Here is an 18,729-nt window from a genome sequence, read left to right on the forward strand (position 1 = left end):
ACGGCAGCGTCCCCATGAAGATCCCCAGGGGAGAGGAGATCGACCATGTCGACGCCCACGGATGTCAAGCCCGGCGAAGCTTCGGAGCCGGTCGAGGAGCCGGCGCAGCCGGTTCAGCCGATCGTGCAGTGGACGGACGCGGACGGCAAGATCCACGTCGACCACCCGGTGCACACCGAGTGCGCGAACGGCTGCTACCAGGGTGTCACGCCCTGACACCGGCCTAGCTGAGGCAAGCCCGCCTACTGATCTACCGGTAGGCGGGCTTCTTTTTGCCGAAGCCTGTGCTGTCATAGGTGAGTGCCCGTGATTGACCTGGACCCCGCCGAGGTGATCGAGAGGGTTCGTTCCCTGCAGAAGGACGCCGCCGATGCTTCGTGCATCGCGCGGTACCACCTGAGCCTCCGGCTCCTGCGCCGGGGGATGAGCCTGCTGGATTCCGTGCATCCGGTGCCGGCGGAGCACCGCACCGACTGGCTGGTGACGCGCATCCGCCTGGCCAGCACCATGACCGCGATCTCCTCGGAGATCTCCAACGACCTCGCCGCCGGGCTGGCGGGCCTGGACGATGTCCGGCTGCTGATCAACGCCGTCGAAGATCCCGTCCTGCGGGCCGAGCTCAACGGCTCGCTGAACCACAACTACGCGATGCGGCTGATGGGGGTCGGGCGCAACGACGAAAGCCTCGCTTCGTTCGACCGGGCGATCGAACACCAGGAGTACCGCCTGGCCAACGGCACCGAGCCCGAGTCGCGGATGAGTGCCTTCACGATGACGCTGGCGTCCCGCGCCTGGGTGCACATCCGGCTGGGCAACGTGCGCGAAGCGCAGGCGGACCTGACCCGGTCGCTCGAACTCGCGGAGAAGTACGAACTGCGCGGCAACGCCGCCAGCACCCGGCGGACGCTGGGCACGCTCGCCCTGCGCATGGGCGACGTCCCCGAAGCCCTGCGGCTCTACGACGAGTGCGAGCGCAGCTACCGCGCGCTCGACATGGAGATCCCGCCGACCCTGCGGCTCGCGCAGGCCGAGGCGCTGCTCGCGGCCGGCCTCGCGGACGAGGCGGGGGCCCACCTGGACGAGATCCTGCCCGTCATGGTCGAGGAACAGAGCGTCAGCCGCGAACTGGCGCTGGCCGAGCTCTACCGCGCCTCCGCCGCCCTGATGGGCGATGACGTCGAACTCGCCAGGGAAATGGCCTACTCCGCGCGTCGCCGGATGCTCAAGGTCGGCTGCCTGACCTGCACCGCCAACGCCACCCTGATGGGCCTGAAGGCCGACGCGCGGGACGCCCTCGCGACCGGTGAGGTGCCCGCGAGCCTGCCGACGCGTGCTCTGCGCCAGGCCGCGAAGATGCCGGTCCCGCAGCTCGCCGACCAAGCCGCCACCGCCCGCATGCTCGCCGTCCGGCTGGACATCCGGCGCGGCAACCTCAAGCGGGCCGTCGAGACCCTGCAGCTGGTGCCGCGGCCGGGGCAACTCACCCCCATCGACTACCGGATGCTGCGCCGGCTCTGCCGGGCCGAACTCGCCGTCGCGCAGGGGGACCGGGCCAAGGCACTCACCGAGATCCGGTCCGGGCTCACCGAACTGGACGCCGTCCGGGACCGGATGGGCGGGCTGGACCTCGTCTCCGGGACCGCGCTGCACGGGCAGGAGCTCGCCGATCTCGCCGTCAAGCTCGTGCTCGAACGCAGCGACGCCCGGCGGCTGTTCGTCTGGCTCGAACGGACCCGTGCCCAGACCTACCGCTACGAACCGCTGTCGGCGGGGACCGATCCCGAGCTCGCCGCGCGCGTGGCCGAGGTGCGCGGGCTTGGGCAAGCCATCCAGGAAGCCCAGCACGACGGACACCCCAGCGCCGCCCTGCGGGCGAAGTACAACGAACGGCTGCGGGAGGCCCAGCGGCTCGGGTGGCACACCGGGCGGTGGGGCCGTCCGCGGCCCGTCGCGGGGCTCGCCGAGGTCGTCGGGCGGCTCGGGGACCGGGCCATGGTCAGCTTCGCCGCTTCCGGGGACGAGCTCGTCGCCGTCGTCGTCGCCGGGGGTGAGTGCCGGCTCGTGCGGCTCGGGTCCGCCGGGGCCGCCGCCGAGTCCGCGCGCGTGCTGAACGTCGACCTCGACGCCCTTGCGCCCGACAACCTGCCCGCGCGGCTCGCCGAGGTCGTCATGACTTCGGCGCACAAGCAGGCCGACAAGCTCGACGTGCAGCTGATCCAGCCGCTGGCCGGCCTCATCGGCGACCGTGAGCTGGTCATCGTCCCGACCGGCCCGCTCTACGCCGTGCCGTGGGGCGTGCTGCCGGGCCTGCGGGGCCGGCCTGCCGTCGTCGCGCCGTCGGCGACCGCCTGGCTCGCCGCGGAGCTGACGAAGTCCTCGCGGGCCCGCAAGATCGTACTGGTCCGCGGACCGGGGCTGGCCGGGGCCCGCGGTGAGCTCGAGAAGCTGACCACGCACTACCGCACCGCGACGACGATGACCGGCGCCAAGGCCACCGTGAAGTCCGTGCTGCGCGCGATGGACGGCGCGAAGCTCGCGCACTTCGCCGCGCACGGTGCGCACGAGCCGGAGAACGCACTGTTCTCGCGGCTCGAACTGGCCGACGGCGCCCTGTTCGGGCACGAGATGGCCGGGCTGCGCCAGCCGCCGCGGCAGGTGGTGTTCGCCGCGTGCGAGCTGGCGATGAACCGGATCCGGCCGGGCGACGAGGCTCTCGGCTTCGCCAGCGCGCTGCTGGCCAGTGGCTCCCGGACGGTGATCGCGCCGCTGTCGCGCGTCGGCGACCTCGCTTCGGCGGCCGCGATGGACGACTACTACCGCGCATTGGCCGTCCGGGACAGCCCGGCGCTGGCGCTGGCCGACGCCATCGCCGTCGACCCGTTCCGCCGCCCGTTCGTCTGCCTGGGCGCCGGTTAGGGCACGCGCGCCGGCGGCGACCACACCAGCCGCGGGTCGGTCTGGACGAAGGTGCCGAGCAGCTGGTCGACGCGGGTCAGCACGTCGAGGTCGAGCCGGACGCCCGCGGCCTTGGCGTTTTCCGTGACCTGTTCCGGCGTGCTCGCGCCGACGACTGCCGAGGCGACCGTCTCGTGCTGCAACGCCCACGCCAGCGCGAGCTGAGCCATGGTCAGGCCGGAGTCGTCCGCGACCCCGCGCAGCAGCGCCACCCGTTCCAGCAGGTCCGGCAGGAGCACCGGCCGGGCGTCCGGGTGCCTGGCCGCCCGCGAACCCGCCGGGATCCGCCCGTCCCGGTACTTGCCGGTCAGCACGCCCTGGGCGAGCGGCACCGACGCGAACTGCCCGACGCCGATCCGCGCGCCCACCGGCATCACCTGGGCCTCGGGCACCCGCCACAGCATCGAATAGTGCGGCTGGTTCGCGATCAGCGGCACGTCGTACCGCGCGGCGGCCTCGTGCGCCTGGAGCAGCTGCTCGGCCGTCCACTCCGACGTCCCGACGTACCGGATCTTCCCCTGCCGCACCAGGTCCGAGAGCGCGAGGAACGTCTCCGCGACCGGTGTCCGGTAGTCGAAGCGCAGCAGCTGGTGGACGTCGACGTAGTCGGTGCGCAGCCGCCGCAGCGAGCCTTCGAGGGACGCGATCACGTGCTTGCGGCTCAGCCCCGCATCGTTCGGGCCCGGGCCTTCCGGCCAGAACACGCCGGTGCACAGCACCAGATCGTCGCGGCGCACCCCGGCGAACGCCGCGCCGAGTGCGGCTTCCGCGGCGCCGCCGTCCCAGGCCGCTGCCGTGTGGAACGTCGTGATGCCGGCGTCCAGCGCCGCGGCGACGCAGCCGGGCTCGCCGTGCGTCAGCCAGTTGCCGTAGGCGATCTCGCTGACGGCGAGCCCGCTCGCGCCGACCCTGCGGTACTCCACTTCAGCCTCCCACGGCCATCTCGTCGATCCACGCGTCGACCGCGCCGGCCTTGCGGGCGAAGGACTCCCGGACCGACTCGTGCGGCAGGATCAGGAATTCCTCGGTACCGAGCCCGCGGACGACCGCCTCGGCGACGTCGTCGGGCTCGAGGAGCGGGGCCGCCGCGGCGATGGCCAGCGCGGCCGGGTGGCCGGCCGCGATGCCGGGCTCGAGCAGCGCCGTCCGGACGCCGAGCGGGCACAACGCGCTGACCCGCACCCCGCGCGGCCGGTAGGTGATCGCGAGCCACTCGGCGAGGCCGACGGCCGCGTGCTTGGTGACCGAGTACGGCGCGTCGCCGGGGATGCCGAGCAGGCCGGCGCCCGACGCCGTGATCAGCAGATAACCTTCGCCGCGCGCCAGCATCGCGGGCAGCACGGCCTGTGCGGCGTGGACGTGCTGCATGACGTTGATCTCCCACGACTTCTGCCACTGCTCGTCGGCCGCGTGCACGCCGGTGCCGAAGGCCGCGCCCGCGTTGGCGCAGAACACGTCGACCGGGCCGAACTCGGCGCGCGCCGTCGCGACCAGGGCTTTCAGGTCCTTTTTGGACGTCGCGTCGGCGGCCACGGCGACGGCGCGGCCGCCCGCGGTCGCGATCTCGTCGGCCACCCGGCCGGCGCCCGCGGCGTCGACGTCGGACACGACCACGCCGGCCGCCCCTTCCGCGGCGAAGCGGCGGGCCATGGCGGCCCCGATTCCGTGTGCCGCGCCGGTCAGCACGACCACGCGTCCGGTCAGTTCCACGCGGGCTCCAAGATATTTCAGGTTCGAATTGTCACGTGCGTGCTGGAAATACATTTCCTGGTTGCGATGCGGGTGATAAAAGTGCTGGTCAGCGTCGTGATACTGCCTTGTGCCACGGTTTTGCACGTTAGCACGACTATTGCGTTTCCCGTATCGGGTGCGTTATTCCTGAAGATCGCATCGCCCCGCGTACAGGAGGTCCCGCCGATGGCCGAGCTCGTCCCGCCGTCGCACGCTCGACGGCTGCGGTGCCTGGGGGTCGGTGGTCCCGGGGAGGTCGCCGCGATCGCGCGCGGCGGTGGCCTCGGCGTGCTCGACGGCGCCGATCCGGAGGACCTCCGGCTGGTCGCGGCCCGGGTGCGGGTGCCCTACGCCGTGCGCACGGACGGCCCGCTGCCCGCCGGTGCGGCCTTCGCCGTCCGCACGAAAGCGCCGTGGACGGGCGCGCTCGCCGAGGTCGCGGACCTGGCCACGGCCACCGAGGCGGTGCGCGGCGGCGCGCTGGGCCTGGTCGCTCGCGGTGGCGAGCTGAGCGACTTCGTTCTGCTGCAACAGCTTCTCGGCGCATTCGACGTCCCGGTGTGGGGCAGCGTGGCCGGCCCGCGGACGGCGGTGGGTGCGCTCGCCGGCGGCGCGGCGGGGGTGGTCGTTCGGTCCACAAAGGACGTGAGCCGGATCGTCGGCGCGGCGGTGCCGAAGCCGGCGTTCGGCGCGCGGCTGTGCCGGACGTTGGGGACGTCGCTGCCGGTCGTGCAGGGGCCGATGACGCGGGTGAGCGACCAGCCGGGCTTCGCGGCCACGGTCGCCGACGCGGGCGGGTTCCCGTTCGTCGCGGTGGCCACGGCGGACGGCGCGCGCACCACCGATCTGCTCGCCCGGACCGCCGAGCGCCTCGGCGACCGGCCCTGGGGTGCCGGCATCCTCGGCTTCGTGCCCGACGACCTGCGCGCCGCCCAGCTCGCCGCGATCCGGGCGGCGCGACCGCGGTGCGTGCTGGTCGCGGGCGGGAAACCGGGGCAGGCGAAGGCGTTGGAGGCCGACGGGATCGCGACGTTCCTGCACGTGCCGTCGCCGGTGCTGCTCCGCCAGTACCTCGACGCCGGGATCCGGCGGTTCGTCTTCGAGGGCGCCGAGTGCGGCGGGCACGTCGGCCCGCGGCCGAGTTTCGAGCTCTGGGAGGAACAACTGGCCGTCCTCGGCGCGGCGAAGGACGTCGAGGTGCTCTTCGCCGGCGGAATCCACGACGCGCGCTCGGCCGCCATGGTCGCGGCGATGGCGCAGCCGCTCGACGCCGCCGGCGTCCTGATGGGTACCGCGTACCTGTTCACCGAAGAAGCCGTGGAGCACGGGGCGATCACCGGCCTGTTCCAGGAGCGTGCGCTCGCCGCCGACGCCACCGTGACGCTCGAGACCGCACCGGGGCACCGCACGCGCTGCCTGCCCAGTCCGTACACAGTGGAGTTCGAGCAGGTCAAGGCGGGTCTCGACGCGACGCCCGAAGCGTGGCAGCGGCTGGAAGAGTTGAACACCGGACGGCTGCGCGTCGCCAGCAAGGGCGTCCGCCGTGACGGCGAGGCGATCGACGCGGCCACCCAGCTGGCCGAGGGCATGTACATGGCCGGCCAGGTCGCCGTCCTGCGGGATCGCCGGACGACGATCGCCGAGCTGCACCGCGAGGTCACGTCGGGGAAAGCCTTTTCCCGCGCGGAAGAGCCGGTCACCGCGGACTCCCGCGACATCGCGATCATCGGCATGGCCTGCACGTTCCCCGGCGCGCCTGACGTCGACGCCTTCTGGTCGAACATCCTCCACGGCGAAGACGCCGTCACCGAGGTCCCCCGCGACCGCTGGGACCCGGACGTCTACTTCGGACAGTCCGCTTCGAAGTGGGGCGGGTTCCTGCCCGCGCTGGACGTCGACCCCCTGGCGTTCGGCATCCCGCCGTCGGCGATGGGCAGCATCGACCCGGCCCAGCTGGTGTCCCTGGAAACCGCGCGCCGCGCGCTGGCCGACGCCGGGTACGCGGACCGCGGCTTCGACCGCGAGCACACGAGCGTCGTGTTCGGCGCGGAGGCGGGCGGCGACCTGGCGAACGCGGGCACCCTGCGGTCCCTGCTCGAGGGCTACCTCGACGAGGTGCCGCACGAGCTGCTCGCCCAGCTGCCCGAGCCGACCGAGGACACGTTCCCGGGCACACTGGCGAACGTCATTTCCGGCCGGATCGCCAACCGCCTGGACCTCGGCGGCGCGAACTACACGGTGGACGCCGCGTGCGGCTCGTCGCTGGCCGCGCTCGACCTCGCGGCGAAGGAACTGCGGGCGGGCACGAGCTCGCTGGTCCTCTGCGGCGCGGTCGACCTGCACAACGGCATCCACGACTACCTGATGTTCACGTCGGCGGGAGCGCTGTCCCCGACGGGCCGCTGCCGCCCGTTCGACGCGGCGGCGGACGGCATCGCGCTGGGCGAGGGCGTCGCGTGCCTGGTCCTCAAGCGACTGTCCGACGCGGAGCGCGACGGCGACCGGATCTACGCGGTGGTCAAGGGAATCGGCGCGGCGAGCGACGGCAAGGCCCTCGGCCTGACGGCGCCCCGCCCGGAGGGCCAGCACCGCGCGCTGGCGCGCGCCTACCGGGACGCGGGCGTGTCCCCGGCGGAGGTCGGGCTGGTCGAGGCCCACGGAACGGGAACGGTGGTCGGCGACGCAACGGAGCTGCGGACGCTGACGGACTTCTTCACGGAGGCGGGCGCGCGGCCGGGGACGTGCGCGCTCGGGTCGGTGAAGAGCCAGATCGGCCACACGAAGTGCGCGGCGGGCCTGGCGGGGCTGATCAAGGCGGCGCTGGCGCTGTGGCACGAGGTGGTCCCGCCGACGCTGCACCTGAGCACCCCGAACGCGGCCTGGAACGCGGCGGCGAGCCCGTTCACGTTCACCACGACGGCCCGCCCGTGGGCGGACCCGGCGCGGCTGGCGGGGGTGAGCGCGTTCGGCTTCGGCGGGACGAACTTCCACGCGGTGATCGCGGCGGCTCCGGTGGCCCCGGACCGGCGGCACGGGCTGCGCGACTGGGCGCCGGAAGCGGAGGAGCTGCTGACGGACATCCGCCGCGAGGTGCCGGCCCTCGCGGCGGGGCGCCCCGGCGCCGGTCGCGCGGGCGCAACGGTTTCGCGCGAGCTGCGGGAAGGTGTCCCCGGCAGGCTTCCGGCCGCGAGCGGCTCCGGCGTGGGCGGGACCGGCCGCTTGGTTGCCGGCGCGCCGCGCCCGGGCGCCGCTGCCGGCTCCGGCGAGCCGGACACGAACCCCGGCAAGGTCGCCTTCCTCTTCCCCGGTCAGGGCAGTCAGCGCACCGGCATGCTCGCCGACCTCTTCGTGCACTTCCCCGAGCTCGCCGACCTCCTCCGTTTCGCCCCCGACGTCGCCGCCACGGCCTTCCCGCCGCGGGCCTTCGACGCCGACGCCGTCCAAGCTCAGGAAGCCGCCCTCACCGATACCCGCGTTGCCCAGCCCGCGCTCGGGCTCGTCGAGACCGCCGTCGCGCGGCTGCTCACCCAGCTCGGCGTGCGGCCCGACTTCCTCGGCGGGCACTCCTACGGCGAGCTCGTCGCCCTCTCGGTCGCCGGTGCCTTCGACTCCGAGACCCTGCTCCGGCTCAGCCGCGCCCGCGCGAAGGCCATCGCCGACGTCGCGGAACCCGGGGCCATGGCCGCCGTCAAGGCGTCGCGAGACGTCCTCACGCCGACCCTCATCGGTCCGGACGTCGTCGTGGCCAACCACAACGCACCCGAGCAGGTCGTCCTCTCCGGACCGATGGCCGCCGTCGAACGGGCCGTCCGGCGGCTGCGGGAAACCGGCATCAGCGCCCAGCGGATCCCCGTGGCCTGCGCCTTCCACAGTCCGCTCGTCGCCCCGGCGGGAGACGTCTTCGCGGCGGAACTCGCGAAAGAGCGGATAGCATCGCCGCAACTGCCGGTGTGGGCGAACCGGACCGCCGAACCCTACGGTGACGACGTCCGCGGGGAACTCGCCGCGCAGATCGGTTCCCCCGTCCGCTTCAAGGACCAGATCGAAGCCATGTACGCCGCCGGCGCCCGGATCTTCGTCGAAGCCGGGCCCGGCCGCGTGCTGTCGCGGCTTGTCGCGGAGATCCTCGGCGACCAGCCGCACACCGTCGTCGCCTGCGGTCCGGACCTCAACGGGTTCTTGGCGGCGATGCGGACCCTCGCGCGAGCCGGCGTCGACGTCCGCACCGAACGGCTGACGCGGCCGTCGCGGCCCGAGCCGTCCGGCACCGCCTGGGCCGTCGACGGGCGGTCCGCCCGCGCGCCCGGTTCCGCTGCGCCCGCCCTGCCCCCGGCCCGACGAATCCGGAGTACCGCCATGACCCAGCCCTCCGCCGGCCGTGACCAGGCGATCGTCGACTTCCTGCGCACCACCCGCGAGCTCGTGGCCGCCCAGCGGGAAGTCATGCTCGGCTACCTCGGCGGCGCGGTCCCCGCCGCTCCGGCGCCGCCGGTGGTGATCGAGGAACCCGAGCCGGAACCGGTGGCCGAGGTGCCGCAGCAAGACGTCCTGAGCACCGTGATCGGCGTGATCAGCGAACGCACCGGCTACCCGGCCGAGATGATCGCCGGCGACCTCGACCTCGAAGCCGACCTCTCGATCGACTCCATCAAACGGACCGAAATCGCCGGGACGCTGCTGAGCAGACTGGGCCTGCCCGCCGACGACCGCACCGACCAGCTCAGCCGCGACCGCACCGCCGACGCCCTGACCGCGCACCTCGAGAGCTGGCTGACCCCGGCACCGCCGTCCGCCGCGCCACGCCGGTACCGCCTCGAACGCGTCCCGGTGCCGCTCGACCCCGATCCCGCCCGGCTGCACGGCAAGTCCGTGGCCGTGCTCGGGGACGACGACGCCGTGCGCGCCGCCTTCAGCCGGGCCGGCGCCGAGATCGTCGGCGGAGCCGCGGACGTCACCGTCGTCCTGGCCGCCGGCCGCGGTGTTCCGGAGGTCTTCACGCTGCTCAAGGCACTGCGCGGCACCGTGCTGGTGTCGGCTGAGCCGGGCATCCCCGGGCTGCGCGGTCTGGTCCGGGCGGCCGCGCTCGAACGCGACGGCGTCACGCGGCTCGTCGAGGCCACGCAGGATGTCGCGAAGGTGCTGGTCGACGAGGCCCTCAGCGACGGCCCCTCGGTCGTCGGTCACGACGACGGCGGCCGGTTCACGATCGAGCCGCGGCTCGCCGACCTGCCGTCGATCGCCTACGCCGGGGCCGGCCCGGGCGGGGGTGAGCTCGCCGCGCTCGGCCTCGGCCCGGAATCGGTGGTGCTGCTGCTCGGCGGGGCCCGCGGGATCACCGCCCGCGCGGCGGTCGCGTTCGCCGCCTCCGGCGCCCGGATCGAGCTGGCCGGGCGCACGCCGTGGCCCGGCGAACCGGACGACCTGCCCGCCGACCCGGCCGCGATGCGGGCGGTGCTCGCCGGCCGCGGTGGCACGGTGGCCGACATCGAACGCCGCGTGCGGACCGTGCTGGCCCAGCGCGAGATCGGCCGGACCATGCAGGAGATCCGCGCCGCCGGTGGCGAGCCGGCGTACCACGCGCTCGACGTGCGGGACGCGGACGCGGTGCACCAGCTGGTCAAGGGGCTGCCCGGACGGCTCGACGGGGTCGTCTTCGCCGCCGGCGTGCTCGACGACAAGCTGATGGCGGACAAGGACGAGCAGTCGTTCCGGACCGTCTTCGAGACCAAAGTGGACGGCGCCGGTGCGCTGCTCGCTGCGCTGCAGGACGTCGAGCCGCGGTTCGTCGCGTTCTTCGGCAGCATCGCCGCGGTGCTCGGCAACCGCGGCCAGACCGACTACGCCGCCGCGAACGACGCGCTCGAAGTCCTCGGGACGAGCTGGCCCGGCCGGGCCGTGACCGTCCACTGGGGACCGTGGGCGCCGGAGGGCGACCACGGCGGCATGGTGTCGCCGGAGCTGGCGCGCGAGTACGAACGCCGGGACATCGGCCTGCTCGACCCGGCCGAGGGCACCGCGGCCCTGCTGCGCGAACTCGCCTACGGCACGGACCGGTCGGTCCTGTACACGGCGTCGCTGTGGTGAACCAGGAGCCGGTGGCCGTCGTCGGCATGGGCGTGTTCCTGCCCGGCGCGTCCACAGTGGACCAGTACTGGCGGAACCTCGTGGACGGCACCGACGCCGTCACCGAGGTGCCGCCGCACCGCCGTGACCCCGGGTTCCACGGCCGCGATGGCGGCGCGCCGGACCGCACGCACGGCCGCCGCGGCGGCTTCACCGCGGACACCCTGGTGTTCGACCCGGTCGCCCACGGCGTTCCGCCGACGTCGCTCGAGGGCACCGAGCCGGACCAGCTGACGGCGCTGGCCGTCGCCGTGACCGCCGTCGACGACGCCGGTGGCCTCGGCCGGCTCGGCGACCCGGAGCGGATCGGCGTCGTGCTCGGCCGCGGTGGCTACCTTTCGCCGGGGCTGCAGGGCTTCGACCAGCGGGTTCGCACGGTCCGGCAGATCACGCGCACAGTCGGCGAGCTGATGCCGTCGGCCGGTCCGGACGTCCTCGACCGGCTGCGGACGGCGTTGCTCGAACCCCTCGGCGAGTTCCGGCCCGAGACCGCCGCCGGGCTGGTACCGAACCTCGCCGCGGCCCGGGTCGCGAACCGGCTCGACCTCGGCGGCCCGGCGTACACAGTGGACGCCGCCTGCGCGTCCTCGCTGGTCGCCGTCGACCAGGCGATCGGCGAGCTGACCCGCGGCCGCTGCGACGCCGTGCTGGCCGGCGGCGTGCACCAGACGCAGGACGACACGCTCTGGTCGCTGTTCACCCAGCTCGGCGCGCTGTCGCCGAGCCAGCGGATCAGCCCGCTCTCCCGCGACGCCGACGGCATGCTGATCGGCGAAGGCACGGCGGTCGTCGTGCTCAAGCGGCTGGCCGACGCCCGGCGCGACGGCGACCGCGTGTACGCCGTCATCCGCGGTAGCGGCACGTCGAGCGACGGGCGCGGCGCGAGCCTGCTCAGCCCGTCCGTCGCCGGGCAGATCCTCGCCCTGCGGCGCGCCTGGGCGGGCCGCGATCCCGCGGAGATCGGCCTGCTGGAAGCGCACGGCACCGCCACCCCCGCCGGGGACGCCGCGGAGCTGACCACCGTCGCCGACGTCTTCGGCCCGGCGGACGGGCCGCGCGCGGTGACCGGCTCGGTCAAGTCGATGATCGGGCACACCCTGCCGACCGCCGGGGTCGCCGGGCTGATCAAGGTGGCTCTCGCGCTGCACCACGGCGTCCTGCCGCCGACGCTCAACTGCGCCGACCCGCACCCGCTGCTGGACAAGACTCGGTTCCGGGTGCTGGCCGAGGCCGAGCCCTGGGGCGCGCTGCCGCGGGTGGCCGCGGTCAACGCGTTCGGCTTCGGCGGGGTGAACGCCCACGTCGTCCTCGAAGCCGGTGATCCGGCGCCGAAGCGGCGGGTGCGCGTCGACGAGCCGGAACGCGTGCTGCGCCTGGCCGCACGCACCCCGGAAGCTCTGTTGGAGCAGCTCGAGAAACCCGGCACGGGGGACGGGCCCTGCCGGCTCGGGATCGTCGGCGCGAACGAGCGCAAACTGGCCACGGCCCGCCGGGTGATCGCCAAGGTGGCCGCCGAGGGCCGGTCGTGGCACGGCGGCGGCGACGTCTGGTGCACGATCGACCCGCTACTGCCGGAGGGGAAGACCGCCTTCCTCTATCCGGGCCTCGAAGCCGACGCCGAGCCGCGGCTCGACGACGTGGCCCGGCACTTCGGCCGCGACCGGCCACCGTGGTCGACGGCGACCGTGCCCGCCCGGGCCACCAGCGTGTCGTCGGCCGGGCTGCTGCTCGACCACGTCCTGCGGCGGCTGGGGATCCGGCCGGACGCGCTCGCCGGGCACAGCGTCGGCGAGTGGACGGCCATGCAGGCGGCCGGGATGTACCGCGCCGAGCCGGACCTGCTGGAACGCTACTGGCCCGGCGGGTTCGAGCTGCCCGAGGCGGACTACCTGGTGCTGGGCTGTTCCGCCGCGCGGGCGGCCGGGCTGCTCACCGGCGACCTGGTGATCTCGCACGAGAACGCCGCGCAGCAGACCATCGTGTGCGGACCGCCGGACAGTGTCGCGGACTTCGCGGTGACCTGCCGCGGGCTCGGCATCGTGGCCCGGACGCTGCCGTTCCGGTCCGGCTTCCACACGCCACTGCTGGAGCCGCACCTCGAGCCGTTCGCGCGCCTCGTCGCGGACCTGGAGCTGCTGGCCCCCGCGGTGCCGGTGTGGTCGGCGACCACGGCGCGGCCCTACCCCCCGGCCGCCGACGACGTCCGGCAGCTCTACCTCGACCACCTGCTGCGCCCGGTCCGGTTCCGGCAGCTGACCGAGGCGCTGCACGACGCGGGGTTCCGGGTGTTCGTGCAGGTCGGCGCCGGTCAGCTGCACTCGTTCGTCACCGACACGCTCGGCGAGCGGCGGCACTTGGTCGTCGCGGCCGGGTCCGGCACCCGGCCCGGGCTCGCGCAGCTGCGCCGCGTCGCGACCGCGCTGTGGACCGAAGGCGGCGACCCCGATTTCGCGGCGCTGGAACCGCGGCGGATCCGGCTGGGCACCGGTAATTCCCTGCTCTCGCTGGGTGAATCCGCGCGTGGGCTGCTGGACGAGCCGAGCCTGCCCGCCGGGGTGCCGGACGCGATCGTCGCCGAGTTCACCGCGTTGCTCACCGAAACCCGCCGGACCGCGGCGGACGTCGTCGCGGCGGCCGCGCGGCGGCGGATCGAGTCCACTGTGGACGTCTCGTTGGCGGCCATGCCGTACCTGCGTGACCACCGGTTCTTCCGGCAGCGCGAAGACTGGCCCGACGAGTCCGACTTCCGGCCGGTGGTGCCCGCGACGACGCTGGTCGACCTCGCCTGCCGGGCCGCCGAACGCGCGTGGCCGGGCACGACGGCGGTCGCGGTGCGGGACGCCGTGTTCTCGCGGTGGCTGATCGCGTCCCCGGCCCAGCGGGTGCCGCTTTCGCTGAGCCGCGAAGGCAATCACGTCACCGTCGAGATCGGACCGTACGCGCTGCTGACCGTCGAACTGGGTACGCACGGCCCGCCACCGGCACCGGCCGGCGTGCCAGGGCCCGAGACCGCGCCGCCGCTCAGCGCGGAGGAAATCTACGCGCGGCGGGAGATGTTCCACGGCCCGGCGTACCAGGGCCTGGCCCGGCTGACCGGGCTCGGCGAGCAGCACATCCGCGGCGAACTGGTCGTGCCGTCCGCACCCGGCGGGCTGCTCGACAACGTCGGCCAGCTGCTCGGCTGCTGGCTGATGGCCACCCGGACCGACGACCTGCTCGCCTTCCCCCGCTCGATCGGCCGGCTGACCTGGTACGGCCCGGAACCCGCGCCGGGCACCCGGGTCACCTGCCAGGTGCGGGTCCGGCTGCCGCGGCCCGAGGTCCTCGAAATGGACGCCGAGCTGGTGCGCGACGGCCGGGTGCTGGCGCGGATCGAGGGCTGGCGGGACGTCCGGTTCCCGTGCGACCGCGCGGCCCACCGCGTCTACGCCTTCCCGGCGGAGCACCTGCTGGGCGAGCGGCGGGACGACGGCTCGATCGCGGTCACCGACCGCTGGCCGACGGTCGCCGCGCGGGACATCTACGCCGGGATCTACCTCAGCGCGGCCGAACGCGCGGAGTTCGCCGCCGTCCCGCCGCGGCAGCAGCGCGGCTGGCTGCTGACGCGGATCGCCGTCAAGGACGCCGTCCGGGCCCGGCTCGGCGAACCCGTCTACCCGGCGGAAATCCGCGTCCACGACGACGGCACGGTGTCCGGCCGGCACCGGCACCTGCCGCGCTTCGCCGTCTCGGCCGAGCTGCAAGGGGACACCGCCATCGCACACCTCAGGAGCACGTAATGACCATCGACCACGCGTCCGCCACCTTCGACGTCGTCGCCGAGCTGCTCGCCGAGCTCGTCGGCGACGCCGAGGTGCTGGGCATCGAGATCACCCCGGACACGACGTTCCACGAGGACCTGCAGCTGGAGAGCATCGACCTGGTGACCTTCGCGAGCATCCTCTCCGAGCACTTCGGCGCGGACGTCAACCTCGCCGAACACCTGGCGGAGAAGGATCTCGACGACGTCATCGGGCTGACCGTCGGCGACATCGCCCGGTTCGTGGGGGAGCGCACGTGCCCACGATGACCGTCAACGGGCTGCGCACGAACGTGCAGCTCGTGACCGCCGGCGGCACCGAGACCGTGGTGTTCCTGCACGGCATGGGCACCGACAGCCTGGCGAGCTTCTACCTGACCCTCGCCCCGCCGGTCGCGGCCGCGGGCATCGACGTGATCAGCTACGACCTGCGCGGGCACGGCAAGACCGAGCGGCCGGAGCGCGGGTACACGCTCGGGGACTTCGTCGCCGACCTCGACGACCTGCTGCGGCAGCTCGGCGTCGACCGGCCGGTGCACCTGGTGGGCAACAGCTTCGGCGGCACGCTGGCCTACAGCTACGCCGTCGCCTGCCCGGACCGCGTGCGCAGCATCGTGTGCATCGAATCCGAGCCCGCGACCGAGGTGTGGGCCGAAAAGATGAGCGCGATCCTCGCCCACACCGTGCGGTTCCTGCAGGTGGAGGAGAGTTTCGACTGGATCGAGGCGAACTTCAGCGCGCACCACCGGCGGCTCGCGCGGATGGCGGCCGAGCGGATCACGTCGACGAAGATGGCCGAGGAGGTACCGCTCGGGCCGTTGCTGACGTGGGAGCAGGTGGCGGCGATCGGCTGCCCGGTGCTGTCCATTTTGGGCAGTCAGGGCTACCAGGCCGACGACCTCGAAGCCCTCACGTCGGTGCTGCCGAACGGCGAGCTGCACGTGTTCGAGGGACAAGGGCACTCGGTCCTGGTGGAGCAGCACCGGGAGGTGCGCGAGCTGGTGCTCAAGTGGATCGAACGGCACTCGGCGTGAGGTTCCTGCTGGTCGTGCCGCCGCTGGCCGGGCACGTGAGGCCGTTGCGCGCGGTGGCTTCGGTGCTTTCCGCGCGCGGGCACGAAGTGGCCTGGTGCGGTCCGGTACCCGAACTGTCCACTTTGGTCGACGGCCGGGTGTTCCCGGCCGGGGACTCGGCGCCGTTCTCGCTCGCCTTGCGGCCGCCGGGACTGCGCGGGTTCGCCGCGCTGAAGTACCTGTGGGAGTCGTACCTGGTGCCGCTGGCCGACGCGATGGTGCCGGGGGTGGCCGCCGCGGTCGCCGCGTTCGAGCCGGACGTGGTCATCGTGGACCAGCAGGCGATGGCGGGCGCGCTGGTGGCGGCGCGCTGCGGGCTGCCGTGGGCGACGTCGGCGTCGACGTCCACCGAGCTGGCCGACCCGCTGGGAGCGTTGCCGAAGATCGCCTCCTGGGTCACCGAGCTCCAGGCCGGGCTGCGCGCGCGGCACGGGGTGCTGCTCGGTGACCTGCGGTTTTCGCCGCACCTGGTGCTGGCGTTCACGACCCGGGCACTGGCCGGCGAGTCCCGGCTGGCGGTTCCGGTCTCGTACGTCGGCCCGGCGCTGCCGGCGGCTTCGGGCGCATGGTCCAGTGTGGACGATCGGCCGCTGGTCGTGGTGACGCTGGGCACGTCGAACGCGGCGGCCGGTACGCGGTTCCTGGCCGAGAGCGTGGACGCGCTGGCCGGGATGCCGGGCGTGCAGGGGCTCGTCGTCGACCCGACGGGTGAGCTGGTCAGCGAGAACGTGCTGCTGGCCCGGCGGATCCCGCAGGTCGCGGTGTTCGAGCGGGCCGCGGTGGTGGTCTGCCACGGCGGCCACAACACGGTGTGCGAGGCGCTGTCGGCGGGCGTGCCGCTGGTGGTCGCCCCGATCCGCGACGACCAGTCGATGCTGGCCCAGCAGGTGGTCACGGCCGCGGCGGGCGTCCGCATCCGCTTCGATCGCGCGAAGGCGGCGGACATCCGCGAGGCGATCGAGTCGGCCCCCCAGTACGCGCCGGGCGCGGCGCGGATCCGCGAATCGTTCGAAGCTGCGGGCGGCGCGGAAGAAGCGGCCACCCACCTGGAGTCCTTGGGCTAAGCGCGGTTGCGGAACGTGCGGGCCGCCAGCATCGAGCCCGCCACCGCGGCCACCGCGGCGATCACCAGCGCCGTCACGACCGACCAGCCGAGCGGGCGGCCCAGCGCCAGCGCCCGGGTCGCGTCGATCGCGTACGTCAGCGGGTTGACCGCCGAGACCGCGCGGACCCACGCCGGCATCGTGTCGAGCGGCATGTACGCGCTCGACGAGAACATCAGCGGGAACATCACCACGAACGACGCCGCCTGGAGCGTCTCCGCCTTGCGCAGCCACGTCGTGATGGCCACGAACACCCAGCTCAGGCACCAGCCGACGACCAGCGTCAAGGCCAGCGCCGAGACCAGGCCCAGCACTCCGCCCGCCGGGCGGAAGCCGAGGAACAGCACGCTCGCCACCGCCGTCACGCCGAGCTGTACGCCCAGCCGCGCCGCGTCGGCCAGGGTGCGCGCCACCAGGACCGAAAACAGGGAGATCGGCAGGCACCGCAGCCGTCCGGTGAAGCCGCCGTAGATCTCCGCCAGCAGGCCGGCGCCCGAGCTCATCGCCGTCGTCATCGCGATGTTGACCAGCGTCGCCGGCACCAGGAAGTTCACGTAACCCTGGTACGCCGCGACCCCCGGCAGCTCGCCGACGCCGCTGAACACCTGGCTGAACAGCAACAGCAGCACCACCGGCTGCAGCAGCCCGAAGAAGACCAGGCGGCGGTCGCCGAACGCCGTGCGCAGGGACCGGGCTGTCAGCACCCGCACCTGCGTCCAGAAGCCGGAGTCGGGCCACGCCGTGGGGTCGCCGAGCGCGGCGACGGCCGCGCGGTGCCGGGCCTGCGTCACGACGCTGTCCGGTGCAGGGAAAGGTAGACGTCGTCGAGCGTCGGCTCGGTCACCGTCAGGTCCCGCAGCGGCGCGCCCGCCGCGTCGAGCGCGCGGACCAGCACCGGGATGTCACCCGGGCCGGACAGCGCCGCGGTGAGCACCAACCCGGCGCGGCCGGTCACGAGCCCCAGCCGGGCCAGGGCGTCCACCGCGCGCCGCAACGCCAGTTCGGTGCCGAACGTGCACGTCGCCGTCCGGGTGCCGAGCCGGGCCTTGAGCTGCGCCGGCGTCCCCGACACGGTGATGTGCCCGAACCCGAGGACGACGACGTGGTCGGCCAGCCGGTCCGCCTCCTCGAGGTACTGCGTGGTGAGCACGACGGTGGTGCCGCGCGCCGCGAGCCCCTCGACGATCGTCCACAGCCCGGCCCGGCTCACCGGGTCGAGCCCGGTGGTCGGCTCGTCGAGGAACAGCACCTGCGGCGCGCCGACGAGGCCCGCGGCCAGGTCCAGCCGCCGCCGCATGCCGCCGGAGTACGTCCCGGCCGGGCGGTCGGCGGCGTCTTCCAGCCCGAAGGCCGCGATCAGCTCGGTGGCCCGCGCGAGCGCCTGCCGCGGCTTCGCGCCCAGCAGCCGGGCGATCAGCACGAGGTTCCCGCGGCCGGAGAGCGTGTCGTCGACCGCGGCGAACTGCCCGGTGACGCCGATCCGCCGCCGGACCGCGCGGCCGCGCTGCACGACGTCGTGGCCGCAGACCCGGGCGGTGCCCGCGCTCGGCCGCACGCGCGTGCTGAGGATGTCGATCAGCGTCGTCTTCCCGGCGCCGTTGTGGCCGAGGACCGCCAGCACCGCGCCGCGGGCGACGGTGAGGCTGATCCCGGCGAGCGCGGTGACCGCGCCGTACTTCTTCTCGAGGTCCGTCACGGCGATGACCGGCTGGGGCATGGCCGCTCCTTTCCTTGCCTGCGGAAAGGTATCGGGACGAGGTGTTCCCCGGCAAGAAGATCGTCACCATTCGCCGCACACATGACAATCTTCGCGGAATGGAATCGTACCCGCGTGATAAGCCCTGACCTGCGTGATCGTTCCTGGCCTGGCCGATGCCATGCGCGTGACAAAGAATCGCCGGCCGCTTGTTCCGCCGGAAACACGGAGGTAGCTTTGCCGAAATTC

The 18,729-nt window shown here is 73.7% G+C and carries 11 protein-coding genes; 7 read left to right on the forward strand and 4 right to left on the reverse strand.

All coding sequences use genetic code 11. The features are described 5' to 3' along the window. Positions 1 to 45 precede the first annotated feature (45 nt). Positions 46 to 216, forward strand: coding sequence for a hypothetical protein (locus AB0M93_RS28735; RefSeq protein WP_364278491.1), 171 nt, complete (start codon positions 46 to 48; stop codon positions 214 to 216). A gap of 90 nt (positions 217 to 306) precedes the next feature. Then, positions 307 to 2,916 (forward strand): CHAT domain-containing protein, encoded by a 2,610-nt coding sequence (locus AB0M93_RS28740; RefSeq protein ID WP_364278494.1) that lies wholly within the window; start codon positions 307 to 309, stop codon positions 2,914 to 2,916. Here AB0M93_RS28740 and AB0M93_RS28745 read toward each other — a convergent pair. Both AB0M93_RS28745 and AB0M93_RS28750 read right to left on the reverse strand, forming a co-directional pair. Further along, positions 2,913 to 3,878: an aldo/keto reductase gene (locus tag AB0M93_RS28745; RefSeq protein ID WP_364278497.1), complete on the reverse strand. Its 966-nt coding sequence runs from the start codon at positions 3,876 to 3,878 to the stop codon at positions 2,913 to 2,915. The two genes, AB0M93_RS28740 and AB0M93_RS28745, sit on opposite strands and share 4 nt — an antisense overlap. Position 3,879: 1 nt before the next feature. Further along, complete coding sequence (locus AB0M93_RS28750; RefSeq protein ID WP_364278500.1) at positions 3,880 to 4,665, reverse strand: SDR family oxidoreductase; 786 nt, start codon at positions 4,663 to 4,665, stop codon at positions 3,880 to 3,882. A gap of 207 nt (positions 4,666 to 4,872) precedes the next feature. On the opposite strand from AB0M93_RS28750, the gene AB0M93_RS28755 reads away from it, so the two are divergent. The 5 genes from AB0M93_RS28755 to AB0M93_RS28775 are packed head-to-tail and all read left to right on the forward strand — an operon-like array spanning position 4,873 to position 16,745. Next, positions 4,873 to 10,770, forward strand: coding sequence for a beta-ketoacyl synthase N-terminal-like domain-containing protein (locus AB0M93_RS28755; protein WP_364278503.1), 5,898 nt, complete (start codon positions 4,873 to 4,875; stop codon positions 10,768 to 10,770). After that, on the forward strand, positions 10,764 to 14,588 hold the full coding sequence (locus tag AB0M93_RS28760; RefSeq protein ID WP_364278506.1) for a beta-ketoacyl synthase N-terminal-like domain-containing protein: 3,825 nt from the start codon (positions 10,764 to 10,766) through the stop codon (positions 14,586 to 14,588). Before AB0M93_RS28755 ends, AB0M93_RS28760 begins: the two co-directional genes overlap by 7 nt. Continuing rightward, on the forward strand, positions 14,588 to 14,878 hold the full coding sequence (locus AB0M93_RS28765) for a phosphopantetheine-binding protein (protein ID WP_043782199.1): 291 nt from the start codon (positions 14,588 to 14,590) through the stop codon (positions 14,876 to 14,878). Before AB0M93_RS28760 ends, AB0M93_RS28765 begins: the two co-directional genes overlap by 1 nt. Beyond that, positions 14,866 to 15,642, forward strand: coding sequence for an alpha/beta hydrolase (locus tag AB0M93_RS28770; RefSeq protein WP_364278510.1), 777 nt, complete (start codon positions 14,866 to 14,868; stop codon positions 15,640 to 15,642). Before AB0M93_RS28765 ends, AB0M93_RS28770 begins: the two co-directional genes overlap by 13 nt. Continuing rightward, complete coding sequence (locus AB0M93_RS28775) at positions 15,618 to 16,745, forward strand: nucleotide disphospho-sugar-binding domain-containing protein (RefSeq protein ID WP_364278513.1); 1,128 nt, start codon at positions 15,618 to 15,620, stop codon at positions 16,743 to 16,745. The genes AB0M93_RS28770 and AB0M93_RS28775 overlap by 25 nt, the downstream gene beginning before the upstream one ends. On the opposite strand, the gene AB0M93_RS28780 is transcribed toward AB0M93_RS28775, so the two are convergent. Beyond that, positions 16,742 to 17,575 carry an ABC transporter permease gene (locus AB0M93_RS28780; protein ID WP_364278516.1) on the reverse strand — a complete coding sequence of 278 codons (834 nt, stop codon included), beginning with the start codon at positions 17,573 to 17,575 and terminating at the stop codon, positions 16,742 to 16,744. The genes AB0M93_RS28775 and AB0M93_RS28780 overlap by 4 nt on opposite strands. Further along, positions 17,572 to 18,501: an ATP-binding cassette domain-containing protein gene (locus AB0M93_RS28785; protein WP_364278519.1), complete on the reverse strand. Its 930-nt coding sequence runs from the start codon at positions 18,499 to 18,501 to the stop codon at positions 17,572 to 17,574. Before AB0M93_RS28785 ends, AB0M93_RS28780 begins: the two co-directional genes overlap by 4 nt. Between the last annotated feature and the right edge of the window lie 228 nt (positions 18,502 to 18,729).

The sequence above is a fragment of the Amycolatopsis sp. NPDC051102 genome (genome assembly GCF_040682815.1).
Taxonomy (GTDB): domain Bacteria; phylum Actinomycetota; class Actinomycetes; order Mycobacteriales; family Pseudonocardiaceae; genus Amycolatopsis.